General features: G+C 44.4%; 14 protein-coding genes. 10 read left to right on the top strand and 4 right to left on the bottom strand.

Annotation, left to right across the window (positions count from 1 at the left end):
• The 8 genes from infC (at position 1) to GT360_RS20280 (ending at position 6850) form a co-directional block, all read left to right on the top strand.
• Positions 1-552 (top strand): translation initiation factor IF-3, encoded by a 552-nt coding sequence (gene infC / locus GT360_RS20315; protein WP_164651185.1) that lies wholly within the window; start codon positions 1-3, stop codon positions 550-552.
• Between the two features lie 105 nt (positions 553-657).
• Positions 658-852 (top strand): 50S ribosomal protein L35, encoded by a 195-nt coding sequence (gene rpmI / locus GT360_RS20310; protein WP_004401085.1) that lies wholly within the window; start codon positions 658-660, stop codon positions 850-852.
• Positions 853-893: 41 nt separating this feature from the next.
• Entirely contained in the window at positions 894-1247 is a 354-nt protein-coding gene (gene rplT, locus GT360_RS20305; RefSeq protein WP_004401084.1) for a 50S ribosomal protein L20, read from the top strand.
• Positions 1248-1657: 410 nt separating this feature from the next.
• Complete coding sequence (locus GT360_RS20300) at positions 1658-2755, top strand: TRAP transporter substrate-binding protein (RefSeq protein WP_164650754.1); 1098 nt, start codon at positions 1658-1660, stop codon at positions 2753-2755.
• Positions 2756-2893: 138 nt separating this feature from the next.
• Entirely contained in the window at positions 2894-3436 is a 543-nt protein-coding gene (locus tag GT360_RS20295) for a TRAP transporter small permease subunit (RefSeq protein ID WP_164650753.1), read from the top strand.
• Between the two features lie 11 nt (positions 3437-3447).
• On the top strand, positions 3448-4737 hold the full coding sequence (locus GT360_RS20290) for a TRAP transporter large permease (protein WP_164650752.1): 1290 nt from the start codon (positions 3448-3450) through the stop codon (positions 4735-4737).
• Between the two features lie 129 nt (positions 4738-4866).
• Positions 4867-6210, top strand: a complete 1344-nt coding sequence (locus GT360_RS20285; protein ID WP_164650751.1) for a cache domain-containing protein — start codon at positions 4867-4869, stop codon at positions 6208-6210.
• A 1-nt stretch (position 6211) separates the two neighbouring features.
• On the top strand, positions 6212-6850 hold the full coding sequence (locus GT360_RS20280; protein ID WP_164650750.1) for a response regulator: 639 nt from the start codon (positions 6212-6214) through the stop codon (positions 6848-6850).
• Between the two features lie 10 nt (positions 6851-6860).
• On the opposite strand, the gene GT360_RS20275 is transcribed toward GT360_RS20280, so the two are convergent.
• The 3 genes from GT360_RS20275 to GT360_RS20265 all read right to left on the bottom strand — a co-directional run bounded on the left by GT360_RS20275 (position 6861) and on the right by GT360_RS20265 (position 9182).
• Positions 6861-7145 carry a hypothetical protein gene (locus GT360_RS20275; RefSeq protein WP_164651184.1) on the bottom strand — a complete coding sequence of 95 codons (285 nt, stop codon included), beginning with the start codon at positions 7143-7145 and terminating at the stop codon, positions 6861-6863.
• Positions 7146-7245: 100 nt separating this feature from the next.
• Positions 7246-8229 (bottom strand): sensor domain-containing diguanylate cyclase, encoded by a 984-nt coding sequence (locus GT360_RS20270; protein ID WP_164650749.1) that lies wholly within the window; start codon positions 8227-8229, stop codon positions 7246-7248.
• Positions 8229-9182: a response regulator gene (locus GT360_RS20265; RefSeq protein WP_164650748.1), complete on the bottom strand. Its 954-nt coding sequence runs from the start codon at positions 9180-9182 to the stop codon at positions 8229-8231. Before GT360_RS20265 ends, GT360_RS20270 begins: the two co-directional genes overlap by 1 nt.
• A gap of 384 nt (positions 9183-9566) precedes the next feature.
• Here GT360_RS20265 and GT360_RS20260 point away from each other — a divergent pair, with 384 nt between their 5' ends.
• Together GT360_RS20260 and GT360_RS20255 are read left to right on the top strand one after the other, a co-directional pair.
• Positions 9567-11987, top strand: a complete 2421-nt coding sequence (locus tag GT360_RS20260) for a putative bifunctional diguanylate cyclase/phosphodiesterase (RefSeq protein WP_164650747.1) — start codon at positions 9567-9569, stop codon at positions 11985-11987.
• Between the two features lie 71 nt (positions 11988-12058).
• Complete coding sequence (locus tag GT360_RS20255; RefSeq protein WP_164650746.1) at positions 12059-13018, top strand: glycosyl transferase family protein; 960 nt, start codon at positions 12059-12061, stop codon at positions 13016-13018.
• 87 nt (positions 13019-13105) lie between these two features.
• On the opposite strand, the gene GT360_RS20250 is transcribed toward GT360_RS20255, so the two are convergent.
• A complete protein-coding gene (locus tag GT360_RS20250; RefSeq protein ID WP_164650745.1) occupies positions 13106-13423 on the bottom strand; it encodes a DUF496 family protein in 318 nt (105 codons plus the stop codon).
• Positions 13424-13757: the final 334 nt, after the last annotated feature.

Raw genomic sequence — 13757 nt, 5'->3', positions numbered from 1 at the left:
ATTAAAGGCGGAAGACGTGGCCAACAACCGGCCAAACAAAACCAGCACCGTATGAACGGTGAAATTCGCGGCGTTCGTGAAGTTCGTTTAACAGGCGCTGATGGTGAACCTGTAGGTATCGTATCGATCCAAGAAGCACTTGCTGCTGCTGATGAAGCTGGTATGGATCTCGTAGAGATCAGCCCTAACGCCGAGCCACCTGTTTGTCGTGTGATGGACTATGGTAAGTTCCTCTTCGAGAAGAGCAAAGCTGCTAAAGAGCAGAAGAAGAAGCAAAAGCAGATCCAGATTAAGGAAGTTAAATTCCGTCCTGGAACTGACATTGGAGACTATCAGGTAAAACTACGCAACCTGACGCGTTTCCTTGAAGACGGCAACAAAGTGAAGGTAACAATTCGCTTCCGTGGCCGCGAAATGGCTCACCAAGAGATCGGTGTTGACGTTCTAAATCGTTTGAAAGAGGACACAGTAGATTTAGCTGTTGTTGAATCTTTCCCAACGAGAATTGAAGGTCGTCAGATGATCATGGTGTTGGCCCCTAAAAAGAAGTAATTAACGGCTTTGCAAGTAATTGAACCCTGCCGTTGCGAAGCGGCAGGGTTTTATTCGCCCTAATTACTATTGTTTAATCAACTCAACAATGCGGAGTTATTCATCATGCCTAAGATGAAAACCAACAAAGGTGCTGCTAAGCGTTTTAAGAAAACTGCTGGTGGTATTAAGTACAAGCACGCTACAAAACGTCACATTCTGACTAAGCGTACTACTAAGAACAAGCGTCAGCTTCGTCCAAATGCAATCCTTCCTAAGTGTGAAGTGGCTGCAGTTGTTCGTATGATGCCATACGCTTAATTCTTTTTAGTTTATCAATCGTTTAGTTTAGGAGAGACATAATGCCTCGCGTAAAACGTGGTGTACAAGCTCGTGCACGTCATAAGAAAGTTCTAAAACAAGCTAAAGGTTACTACGGTGCACGTTCACGTGTTTACCGCGTAGCTTTCCAAGCAGTTACTAAAGCTGGTCAATACGCTTACCGTGACCGTCGCAACAAGAAACGTCAATTCCGTCAACTGTGGATTGCACGTATCAACGCTGCATCTCGTCAAAATGGTCTATCTTACAGCCGTTTCATCAACGGTCTTAAGAAAGCATCTATCGAGATCGACCGTAAGATCCTTGCTGACATCGCGGTATTCGACAAAGCTGCATTCGCAGTTCTAGTTGAAAAAGCGAAAGCTGCTCTTTAATTAGAGTCAGTTATTCAGGTTTAAGAAGAAGGAGGGCTTAGGCTCTCCTTTTTTATTGCCTAACACTTCTTTTTGCTTCGCACCCCCACCCTCCAACCAAGCTAGCACGGCACAAATGTTATTTTTGTGACGATGAATGTTATTTTGCTCTGGTGATAGTCATTACGTATATTTTGACTAGCTGTAAGCCTGGGATATTTACTTCTTCCCAATTTACAGTGAGTTATCTCCTCATCATCCAATCACCTACGTATAAGTACGTAACCCTTAAGGCTAGTCAGTCGCTTTGACACTATGCGCCTGCGTGTTCACGCCCATTTCATATTTGCCAAATGTTACGCATCTTTGTAGAGACGAATTCGCACTGTATTTCAGTGTAATCACAATGGAAGAACATAAAGGACGAGATCATGAGTTTTATCCATCAATCTGTAAAACGCGTTGTGACCAGTGTGGTTGTAACCGCAGTTTGCGCTTTAGGCTCTGCATCCGCATTTGCTGATGATAAGGTATACCGCTTAAAGCTTGCTGAAACTTGGGGGCCTAACTTCCCCGTGTTTGGTGATACCACCAAGAATATGGCGAAAATGGCGGAAGAGATGTCAGGTGGTCGCCTGCAGATCCGTATCGATTCATCGAACAAGCATAAAGCACCGTTTGGCGTGTTTGATATGGTGAAATCGGGTCAGTACGATATGGGACACTCAGCTTCTTACTACTGGAAAGGTAAGGTGCCAAATACGCTTTACTTCACTTCCATGCCGTTCGGCATGTTGCCAGTGGAGCAATACGCATGGTTTTACTATGGCGGTGGTATGGAGCTTATGGAGCAGGTGTACTCACCACACAATCTAATGTCATTCCCAGGCGGGAATACTGATGTGCAAATGGGTGGATGGTTCCAGAAAGAGATTAACTCAGTCGAAGACCTGCAAGGTTTGAAAATGCGTATCCCGGGTTTTGCGGGTGAAGTATTGGCAGAGCTTGGGGCCAAACCAACAAATATTGCCCCGGGAGAACTGTATACCTCTTTAGAGCGTCGCACCATTGATGCACTAGAGTGGGTAGGTCCTTCACTTGATTTACGTATGGGTTTCCACAAAATTGCGCCGTACTACTACACAGGTTGGCACGAGCCAGCGACAGAGCTTCAATTCTTAGTGAACAAACGGACTTGGGAGAAGCTTCCGGATGATCTCAAGGCGATTTTGCAAGTGGCAATGAAAACCGCCGCATACGACATGTACACTCAATCGAAGCATGAGAGTGGTAAGAACTGGGCAACGATTAAAACTGAGTATCCAAATGTTCAGGTGAAAAACTTCCCACCCGCAGTCATGTCTGCATTGCGTGAGGCGAATGACCGTTTGTTGAAAGAGCATGCTGAAAAAGATGCTTTAGCGAAAGAGATTCAAGAGTCACAAGCATCGTATCTTGAGCAAGTGCGCCCTTGGTCGAATATCTCCCATCGCGCTTACCTCAATGGTCAAGCTGAAGCTGAGAAATAGTTTAGCTATCTTCCCATTCAGCGGTGAGAGACCGCTGGAAGCCCAAGAAATTGATTTATACGTTTCTAGAAAGTGACAAAAATAAGCTCCACCAACCTAGGTTGAGTGGAGCAACCTCAAAATTCCATGGAGCCTGGAATGAGAAGTCTAATTTATATCGAGAGAGCCTTTAATCGCTTCGGTGATTTCTTAGGCTGGCTCGCGAGTATTCTGTTTATCATCCTACTTGCCAATGTCACCTATGATGTGGTGATGAGGTATGTCTTCAATGATGTGTCCATTGCTTTTCAAGAGATGGAATGGCATTTGTTCTCATCGGTCTTTTTGCTCGGTGTCCCTTTTGCCATTAAAGCCGGTGGGCACGTAAGAGTGGACGTATTTTATGAGCGACTTTCCAACAAGGCACAAGCCGTGATTGATATTGTGGGTACGCTCGTCTTCTTATTTCCCTTTTGCTTGTTGGTCGCTTGGTATGGCGTTGATTTTGCCAAAGAGAGCTATACCTTAGGAGAAACATCAGGTGACCCTGGTGGTCTGCCCTATCGTTGGGTGATCAAAGCCATGATACCTCTATCATTCTTCTTTATGGCTATAAGCGGCATTGGTCTTATTCTTCACTCGCTGAACAAGATCGTGAATCCTCATCTTATCTACGACACCCCTAACTCAGACAAACAGTAAGGACACATAAAATGATTGGTATCGTAATGTTTTTTGTCGCTCTGTTCGCGCTGCTTTTAGGTTTTCCGGTGGCCTTTACCTTTGGTGGTATTGCACTAATCTTTGGTGTTTGGGCCGAAGGTATGGATATGTTTGCGTTCATGCCGTATCGCATTCAGTCGATAATGGAGAACACCGTGTTGATGGCTGTGCCTCTGTTTGTCTTTATGGGGTTGGTGTTACAAAAGACAAAGCTAGCGGAGCAGTTACTGGAATCGATGGGGCGCTTATTCGGTGGTGTGCGCGGTGGTATTGCCGTTTCGACGGTGTTGGTTGGCGCGTTGCTAGCTGCGTCGACGGGGGTGGTCGGAGCCTCTGTTGTCGCAATGGGGCTTATTTCACTGCCCGTCATGCTCAAATATAACTATGACAAAGGGCTTGCTTGCGGCACTATTTGCGCTTCGGGCACGCTGGGTCAAATCATTCCACCCTCCATTGTGTTGATCTTATTAGGTGATGTGCTCGGTGTTCCTGTTGGTGACCTTTTCCAAGCAGCGGTTTGGCCTGGGCTGGCGCTGGTGGCTGCTTATGTCATCTATATTCTTATCTACGCTAAGTTGCACCCAGAATCAGCACAAGCGATAGAGCGTGATGACTCAATCAGTCGTAAACAAGAGATCTACAATGCGCTTAAGGCGGTGATACCGCCCCTTGTGCTTATCGTTTTGGTACTGGGCTCTATTTTTGCAGGTATCGCGACCCCAACCGAGTCGGCTGCGCTTGGCGGAGCCGGAGCACTGGTTTTAGCGTTACTATATCGCCAATTTAGTTGGCGTATGGTGTACGAGTCCGCGAAAGAGACCGTCAAAGTCACCGCAATGGTATTTGCTATTTTACTCGGTGCAACCGCCTTCTCGATGGCATTTACCTATACCGGTGGTGACTACCTAGTCGAAGAGTGGATGCTGCAACTGCCGGGTGAAAAATGGGGCTTCCTAATCATCACCATGTTGGTGATACTGATTCTGGGTTTCTTCATCGACTTTGTTGAAATCTGTTTTATTATCGTGCCGATTATCTCGCCAGTTGCGGAGTTGCTTGGCCTTAATATGACATGGTTCGCGATACTGATTGCCATGAATCTGCAAACCTCATTTCTAACCCCACCGTTTGGTTTCAGTCTCTTTTATCTAAAAGGTGTCGCGCCTAATGGGGTCACAACCCAAGACATCTATCGCGGTGTTATGCCGTTTATTCTGATTCAAATCGTGGTGCTTGCTTCACTGTTGGCTTTTCCTGAGATGTATGGAATGGCGAATTAGTATTGAGTTAGAGGAGCTAGAGGCGCAATTGTTCAAATTATGACCTGCGTAACCTCATGATTTAATAATCATTGCTAACGTTAAACTGCCCTTTCGAATTAGGGGCAGTTTTTTGTTTTAGGAGCAAGTATGCCATTAAAAGCGAAGTTGATTCTGTTGACCTTACTCCCTTTGGTTCTTGTGACACTGAGTATCAGTTGGATCTCGATCCATCAAGCCAAGAGTTTAGGTGAGAAAGAGGTGGAGATATTTCGCGACAGTTTAATCAAATCACGCGAGAGTGCATTAAAAGACAGTGTCGATTTGGCTTTTGATGCGATTCGCCATGTCTATATGGATGACGAGTTAAACGAGGTGGAAGCTAAGCTCGAGGTGAAAGATATATTGACTAAGCTTAGGTACGGCTCAGATGGTTATTTCTTTGCTTATGATGAGCAAGGCGTAAATTTGGTTCACCCAATCATGCCGGAACTGGTAGGCCAGAACTTACTCGACCTAAAAGATAGCAATGGGGATTACTTAATTGAGGCATTACTGTTTCAAGCCAAAGCGGGAGGAGGGTTTCATCAATATTTGTGGCAGAAACCCTCAACGGGAGATATTGTACCAAAATTAAGTTATGCCGCCTGGTTGGATAAATGGGATTGGATGATTGGCACCGGGTTGTATATCGAAGATGTGCGACAAGAAGTGGACAACATGCATGCGGCCATCAACCAGAACATTGAGACAACTTTTTTCTCAGTGATGGTGATTCTTATTGTGACTGTCGCCGTGATTATTGTACTTACCTTAGCGATAAACCTTCACGAACATCGCCTCGCAGATAAGAATCTTAAAGAGTTGGCACACAAAACCGTGATGTTTCAGGAAGATGAGAAGAAACATCTTGCGCGTGAACTGCACGATGGTATCAATCAATTACTGGTTTCCAGTAAATGTCATTTGGAGCTGCTCAAGGATAAGGTGGATGATGAGCGACTAAGGTCTCACCTTGATAAGTCACAGCACTCACTCATGATGGCAATAAATGAAGTCAGGCATATATCGCATCAACTTCGCCCAAGCGCATTGGACGATATCGGCCTAGAAGCTGCGCTCACGACACTGTTGCACGACTTTAAGTCACACTCCGGGCTCGAAATTGATGTTCACTTTGATACCAACGCGGTCAAGCTATCTTCAGATATCAGCACGACTTTATATCGAGTGGTACAGGAGTCTCTTAATAATGTAGAGAAACACTCTGGCGCAGGAAAAGTGACGGTGATGCTGCAGCAAGTCGGCGCTCATCTACAATTAATGGTGCGTGATGACGGTGTGGGGTTCAATGTGAATGCAGCACTGGCTCGTGGTGGGATTGGCCTTAGAAACATGCGTGAGCGAGTCGAGTTCATCGGGGGGGACTTCGAATTAATGAGTGAAGTAGGCCTAGGGACTGAAATTGCAGTGTTGATCAGAATGGATGGATAAAATGAGTGACAAAATATCGGTAGTGATGGTGGATGATCATCAGGTTGTTCTCGATGGATTTATGGCACGCTTAGTCCAAGAGCCAGAGATCGAAGTGGTAGGCACGGCGAGTAATGGTTTAGAGGCGGTTGAGATTGTGGGTCAGTTGCTCCCTGATGTGGTATTGATGGACGTCAGTATGCCAATTATGAATGGGATTGATGCAACGCGCCTTATCTGTGAAGAGCATCCAGGCGTGAAAGTGTTAATGCTCACAATGCATGATAATCGCGAGTACATCATGAAGGTGATGCAGGCAGGTGCCGTTGGCTATATGCTCAAAGAAATTTGCGCCAATAAGATGGTTCAGGCGATAAAAACTGTCAATCAAGGCTCTACCTATTTTTGTGAATCAGTGACACAGACTTTGTTTACCCAGGAGGTCGTCCCCTCCGCCCAAAAGCCTAATCCATTGAGTCGCCGAGAGGAGTCAGTATTGAAGCTTGTTGCAGAGGGGCACAGCAGTAAAAAAGTGGCGGCACTTCTTGGAATCAGTTATCGGACAGTGGAAACTCATCGACAGAATATTAAGCACAAATTGGATTTGCACTCGACGGCAGAACTCGCCAAATATGCCATTGATAAAGGTATTATCCACTAGCTAAACGACATCAAGCGAGGAGCTGAATGTTGTTACGCACTAAACCTCGTCGCACGTTATTGCAAAGCTTACCAAAGCGACGAATCTCATCAAACTGAGGTGTAACGCCACGTTCAATCGCACTCTCCCAGTAAGACACCTCAGTTTCCACTAACTCCATGAGCTTTTTAGGGCAGCCAATACAGGAATTGTCGGGGCCGCAGACAAAAGTGTCCTCCTCATAGAGGGGGAGCGTGTTTTTTACCTCTTCTATGAGTGATGTCATTGCAGTCAGGCGGTCGGGTTTAGGGCGCATAGATGATGGCATAAAAGGCTGATAAGAGGGCTAATGTAGAGGTAAAGCTCTCAATCAACCATGCCCCGAAAGGGGTGTTTGATTCAGGCACAACGAAGTACTAAGCGTTTCTCATCGAACTTTTAATTAAATCTATCACCTGCGTTTGATTTCGACCGCCATCTTTTGAGCGGTAAAGTGCGGCATCTACGCTATTTAACCAGGCTATATGATTTTGAAAGCTCGGGTGATACTGGCAAACGCCTAAGCTGATGGTGAATTTGATTTGCTGACCCGCATGCTCAATTTTTGCTTGTTCGATACTGGCGCGCAGGCGCTCGGCAAACAGTCGCGCTTGTTCGGTGCAGGTATTTGGTAGAATAACGGTAAATTCTTCACCACCATAGCGACCACAGACATCGCCTTTGCGTACTGACTTTCGCAGTAGCTTTGCGGTTGCTCTAATCACTTCGTCGCCAACATGGTGCCCATAGGTATCATTGATCGCCTTGAAGTGGTCTATGTCAAACATCACCAGTGAACTTGGTTCAGAGGCATAAACCATTCGCTCGAACTCTTTCTCTAGGTTTTGCTCCCATGAGATTCGATTGTATAGGTTGGTTAGGCCATCTTTGCGGCTCAACTCTGAAAGCTGTTGGTTTGTGGTGTTCAGGTATATCTTGTGGTGTGCAGTCTCCGACACATCGGTGATTTGAATGGCAATATGGCTCACCCCGCCACACAGAGATTTTAAAGGTGTAAAAACGACATCTTGGTACATAAACTGACTGCCGTGAGAAACGGGAGAAAAGTTCTTGAATGCAAATAGATATGGTCGATTTTCCCAACTAGAGAAACAGCGGGTTTCTAGTACGGTTGCATTTGATATCTTGGCTTCAAGCCAACTGCGTGGTAGCCCATCGTAGCTGTCAAAAAGGTTACGACCAAGAATGTTTTGCGATGATATTCCACTGTAGGACTGCATAAAGTTATTCCAGACGACGACGTTATTATCTAAGTCTAGAACCACTAATCCTGAGTCCATCGTATCGAGGATTTGAGTCATCCAGTGAAACTCATTGATGTCTAGCGTAATTCCTGACATTACACATTCTCCATAACGTCAAGAATCACTCTGACGGAAGGTTTATCAACCAAGAACAGAACTTCACATTCAAAGTCCATCGCTTCGGTGTAACAAGTATATTCAACGGCAAATAGCTGCTGATTCTCTTTTGATTGAATTTGCTTGAGTGCTGATCCTGATAGCAGGGCTGGTTGGCGTAGTGAAAAACTCTTGTCGAGCATTTCTCCCAACGATAATAAGAAAGATGAGACAAGTAGGTTGGCGATGTTCTGATAGATTTCGTTGGTGCTGGTAAATGCAGTCTGATATCCAAGCTTTGCGCCTAGTTCTAGAACCTCTTTTCCCCTCAGAGACACAAAGGCTTCCCCATGAATTTGTCCGCCGACAAAGCGTTGAGTAATCGCGGTTGTGTTGGGCTGGTGGAGGGCATCTGACATTGTCATGGCAAGCTCAGAGTATGTGAGATATCCAACATGGGGAATCGGTAGCTCAATAAAATGATTGAGATGATTCGCCATGATGGCTGCCCCTTTGCCAAGCGCAATATTGGCGACTTCCCTAAACTTTTGCTCTGGCGTGTGATCGAAGTGGTCACGCTTTGATGGCTGGTTAAATTTTAAGCCTAGCTTGCTGAATATGGTTTGTACTTCAGTGTCTAGAAATGGTTTTGAGATGAAATAGTTTGCACCAAGCTCTAAGCATCGGTTTTTGGCTTGTTCTTGAACATCTGCCGAAAAGACCACGATTTGAGTTGAGTGAATGCCTTTTGGCAGTGCTTCAAGCACCTCGAAACCATCCATCACAGGCATGGTTAGATCGAGAAAAAGTACATCGATGGGATGTGCTTCCATGAGTTGCAATGCTGCTTGTCCGTGCTCTGCTTCAAATATTGAAAGCGAGGGTTGGTGATCTATTGAACGAACAATAGATTTTCTTGCCACCGCAGAGTCATCACAAACAAGAATATTCATATAACTTGGAACCAACGTCAAAAAAATGATCTTAATGGTTGTTAGGTTAATGCACTAGTAGCCGAATACAAAAAATGTTACCAACTTGTCGATTTGTTTCACAAATTGATTAATTTTATTTATGTGGCTAATTATATTGATAGATTTATCAACCCATTAACTTGGATGTGGCTCTTTTTTTGACGTCAAAGTGCCTTTTTAATTCTCATTAATTGGACAAGTATTTGCAGTCGTGACATGCAAAACAAGACTCACGCTTTATTTTTAATGAAACTCCACTAGTTGCATACGGGCTTGAGTGGATCTGAATCAAAACTGTCCTAAGTTACTGTTAGGTATTCAAAAGTATCGTGATGGTTATTTGTCACATTTTGAAGAGGTTCGATGAACACAAACTTAGTTAACAGTTTAAAAACATCCTTGTTAGGGAGAATGCTCAAAGTATTCGTTCCCGCAGTTAGCGTTTTCTATCTTTGTATCGGTGTCTTTGTCTACTTCAGTTTTGTAAATCAATATCAGGATACACTTCTCGAATTCTGGGCGGAGAAGGTAGAGGATGTATTGGCGCAACTTCCGAATGAGGTTAATCAAATTGATACTCATATTGACATCGCTCTAGAGAGAGAGCGTTACCTCTCTTTTTCTAACCTTAACCAAGATAAACCAAGAACTTTTCGCTCGCTTTACCAACATTTAAATCGACTCCATCAAAGCGAGCGCATTAAACCGTATTCAGACATTACACTGTTGCTTATTGATTCTCTGGGGAATGTGATTGAGAGGAATCAACATATAAGAGCGAGCCTTTTATCTGTGTTGCTGGCAGAAGCGAAGGTGAACTTAACTGGTGACACACAGCGTTTTCATAAAATCGTCGTGGTCGAAAATCAACTCTTGGTAGTCACTGCAGTCAGAACCCCACAACAATACGTACTGCTCTCAGTCCATCCTTCAACCGTATTCGGTGAATTGATTGGAGAGCTAAATGATTCATTGAGTGAACACTATAATTATCGACTTCAAGTGACCTCTGATGCTGAATTGGAAGCTGGGGGAATGGTCACTGTGTCTAGTGCCCTCTTCGGCGCCTCTATTCCTCATACTCACCCAGAGTGGTTTACTGAGCCGAGTTATGCTGACGCGGTTGAGTATGCTTATTTGAGGGAGGATACTAGTCTAGCATTATCAGTGCGTGCTCCGATTGTTGAGTTTTCAATGAGTATTGACCAAGCGTTTATCGCAGATGAGTTATGGGTGTTGAAGCTCAAAGTTGCTTTTGGAGTGGTCGTAGCCACTCTGGTGACCATGCTTTTATTTCACCTAGTTATATCACGCTACGTAGTCAACCCACTTGAACACTATACTCGTCAGGTGACTCGAAGTAGAGCAATCGAATCTGCGGAAGATATAGAGATAGAACAATTAAGGGATGCCTATACAGCCGTTAGGCTAGAGATGCGCACTACTTTAGAGGTGGATGAACTGACTGGTATTGGAAGCCGAAAGCTATTCTTCAAAGAACTAAAGCGTTTAGTCGTAGACCAGCAAGGCACGATTCCTGGTTACTTGATTTATCTTGATATTGATAATTTTAAGCGGGTGAATGAGCATTATGGGCATGACTATGCGGATAGGTTTCTTGTCGATTTTGCTGACAAAACAAGAGATTTAATCGCGGGATATATCGATTCTTCACCCGGTGTTACTTTCTGTCGTCTGGCGGTCGATCAGTTTGGTGTGTATATCCAGCAAACTCATGGCTTTTCTCAAACCTTGCAGTTGATACACGCTATTCAAGACCTATTTCATCCTCATTACCGTTTTGAGGGTAATGAACTGCCCATCTCGGTGAGTATCGGCGTTGTAGAAGTCGACCACTATAGCCAAGCATTAGGGTTAGAGTCGCTACAGAGTTATGGAGAGAGAGCACTACAGGCAGCGAAAGCACAAGATGGAAACCACTATCAATTTTATAATGTTGATATTGACCACCAGGTGAGAAAAGGCGAAACAATGGAGCGAGAGCTCATCAATTCGTTGATTCATGATAGCTTCAAGCTGGTGTTTATGCCTATTGTGACGGCAAAAGGAAAACACGTGCGGGGGTACGAAATATTGACTCGCTGTCCGTCGTTGGAAAAAATGAATTTTTGTGCGGATGAGTATATTACACAAGCGGAAAAGCTTGGTTTAATCGAAGAGATTGATCTCTGGGTTTTAAGAAACAGCTTCAACCTGATTAGTAAGTTGGTAAAGAATACAAGTCGAAGTCTGATCTTTTCCATCAATATTTCAGCCTTAGAGCTGAGTAATAGTCGTTTTCCTAGCCAGGTAGCCACATTACTGGAACAGTACTATGTTGATCCTTCGTGTATAGAGCTAGAGGTAACGGAAACGGCTTTCGTTCCAAATGACAAAATAGGTTTAGAGGTCTTGAATGCGCTTAAAGATTTAGGTTTTCGTTTGGTATTAGACGATTTTGGTGCGGGCTACACCTCGTTTCATCAGTTGGTTCACTATCCGTTTGATGTGCTGAAAATTGATAAAAGCTTTGTTGAAATCCTTAACGAGGAGAGCACCAACGAGCGATCTATGGTCGAGGTTATCTACTCACTAGCCAAAACACATAACCTTGAATTAGTCGCAGAAGGTGTCGAGACACAGTTTCAAGCGGACTATCTAACTGAGCTTGGGTGTGAATGGTTACAGGGATACTACTTCTCTAAACCTATTTCAGAAGATTTGATGCGTTTTGAAGTTTTGCAGCGACCACATTTAGAGTTAGTCGTAAAAGGGGCACTTTAGCTCTATTCTGTTTTGGTGAGCTTCCTTAGGTGTGTTAGGTTATCCAGTAACTTGTTACACATGGAAGCATTATGAGCAGCATATTAGAGTGTATTCGAACCGTTGGGCGAGGAGAGAGAGGGCGCAAACCTCTTTCATTTGAGCAAGCATATAAAGTGATGGATGAGTATCTAGATGGTCAGGTGGGTGATGACCAAATGGCAATGTTGATGATGCTGATCCGCGTGCAGAACGAAACGAAACAAGAGATAGCCGGATTTGTCAGTGCCTTTCAATCGCGTATGCCAGATATTGGTGCTGATATTGATTGGCCTTGTTATGCGGGGAAGCGTTACTCTGCGGGGCCTCCTTGGCAATTACTGGCAGCGAAAATTCTTGCTGATAATGGATATAAAGTTCTGCTGCATGGCTATAAGGATCCGACAATGGATCGACTCCATGTTGAAGATTTTCTTGAAAAAGTAGGGATTGAAACAGCCAAAGATGCCAAGCAGGCTAAATCAATATTGAAAAAACACAATATCGCCTACTTACCTCTTGCCCATTTTGCACCGCAAGCAGAAACGATGATTGGCTGGAAGCAGCGCTATGGCCTTCGAACTCCTATTAATACCGTAGTGAGAGCATTGAATCCGAGTAAGGCGCGTTTAGGCTTACGTGGAAGTTTCCATCCAGGGTTTCAACAACTGCATGCCGAAGTAGAGCATGAAATTGGCAAGACGTCTCATGCGGTTATTTCGTTTAAAGGCCAATCGGGTGAATCTGAATATAACCCTAAGGTCAGTCAGACGGTGTGGATGAGCTCAACTGAAGGTGTAGAATCCTACTACTGGCAGGAGCGCCAACTGGATGAAATTGATAATAGCTACAAGTGTCCGCTAGGAACGTCAGTAGAGCAGAGGCATCTGATGGTCAACACGATAATAGAGACGATGGCGGCAGTTTTGTTTACCGAATTGCAGGATCGCGACAGGGCGATCGCGGTGGCTGATCGTTACTGGCATCAGTTCATCGGCGCGGAGTCACGTTAAAGCGATAGATGTTTTAAAAATACCTTGCCAAGAACAACAAAGGTCAGCAATTGCTGACCTTTCTCATCACAGACTTTGTTTCAAAGCTTACTTCTTGCCTTGAACGGTTGCTTTATCTTCTTCAGTTAGTTCACGGATGCGACGGCTGATGTCACGGCGAGCTTTCGAGATTTCAGCACTCTTGATGATGTGGTCATCTACACGGTCTTCGTAGTCGGCTTTCATGTTCTTGATGATCACGATGATTTCATCTGTCGACATGTCTGGACGAATGTAGTCCATTAGGTTGTCTAGAAGGTCAACACGCTTACGGTTGTCACGGATTTTTTTCTCGTTGTCTAGTAGCTCACGCTTCAGTTTATTCTTACGACGTGCTTGGCTAACGATTTCAAAAACGCTACTCATAACTTTCCCCAAAAATTAAAACTCAAAATGGACACTAACAACACGTTAGCATCACGTACCTGCACTCGATTAAAGCACAGTTTTGTTCGTTTTCTCAAGGTGTTCTGAGTGCGCCTACTCACAGAGTTCACATCACCGAGCAGTGAGGCGGCATGTAGGGATTTATTTTGGTCATGAATGACACGCTAGGTTATTTGACTTTAGATCAAATAATGGCTGAATTTTTAGCTTAACCCGACGCTCTAAGTTGACTTTTTATTCTGAATATATGACATTTCATGCTCTTTAAAACACAACTATCATCACACACTAAAAACAGACTATGTCGCAAACA

The organism is Vibrio astriarenae (genome assembly GCF_010587385.1).
GTDB classification, from domain to species: Bacteria; Pseudomonadota; Gammaproteobacteria; order Enterobacterales; family Vibrionaceae; genus Vibrio; species Vibrio astriarenae.
The sequence above is the reverse complement of the archived record's forward strand: the minus strand, read 5'-3'. Positions and strand labels throughout refer to the sequence as shown.

What these genes read in the sequence shown, in the direction of transcription:
- rpmI (WP_004401085.1), top strand. Translation starts at nt 658, where the DNA reads ATGCCTAAGATGAAAACCAACAAAGGTGCTGCTAAGCGTTTTAAGAAA.
- rplT (WP_004401084.1), top strand. Translation starts at nt 894, where the DNA reads ATGCCTCGCGTAAAACGTGGTGTACAAGCTCGTGCACGTCATAAGAAA.
- GT360_RS20300 (WP_164650754.1), top strand. Translation starts at nt 1,658, where the DNA reads ATGAGTTTTATCCATCAATCTGTAAAACGCGTTGTGACCAGTGTGGTT.
- GT360_RS20295 (WP_164650753.1), top strand. Translation starts at nt 2,894, where the DNA reads ATGAGAAGTCTAATTTATATCGAGAGAGCCTTTAATCGCTTCGGTGAT.
- GT360_RS20290 (WP_164650752.1), top strand. Translation starts at nt 3,448, where the DNA reads ATGATTGGTATCGTAATGTTTTTTGTCGCTCTGTTCGCGCTGCTTTTA.
- GT360_RS20285 (WP_164650751.1), top strand. Translation starts at nt 4,867, where the DNA reads ATGCCATTAAAAGCGAAGTTGATTCTGTTGACCTTACTCCCTTTGGTT.
- GT360_RS20280 (WP_164650750.1), top strand. Translation starts at nt 6,212, where the DNA reads ATGAGTGACAAAATATCGGTAGTGATGGTGGATGATCATCAGGTTGTT.
- GT360_RS20275 (WP_164651184.1), bottom strand. Translation starts at nt 7,145, where the DNA reads ATGCGCCCTAAACCCGACCGCCTGACTGCAATGACATCACTCATAGAA.
- GT360_RS20270 (WP_164650749.1), bottom strand. Translation starts at nt 8,229, where the DNA reads ATGTCAGGAATTACGCTAGACATCAATGAGTTTCACTGGATGACTCAA.
- GT360_RS20265 (WP_164650748.1), bottom strand. Translation starts at nt 9,182, where the DNA reads ATGAATATTCTTGTTTGTGATGACTCTGCGGTGGCAAGAAAATCTATT.
- GT360_RS20260 (WP_164650747.1), top strand. Translation starts at nt 9,567, where the DNA reads ATGAACACAAACTTAGTTAACAGTTTAAAAACATCCTTGTTAGGGAGA.
- GT360_RS20255 (WP_164650746.1), top strand. Translation starts at nt 12,059, where the DNA reads ATGAGCAGCATATTAGAGTGTATTCGAACCGTTGGGCGAGGAGAGAGA.
- GT360_RS20250 (WP_164650745.1), bottom strand. Translation starts at nt 13,423, where the DNA reads ATGAGTAGCGTTTTTGAAATCGTTAGCCAAGCACGTCGTAAGAATAAA.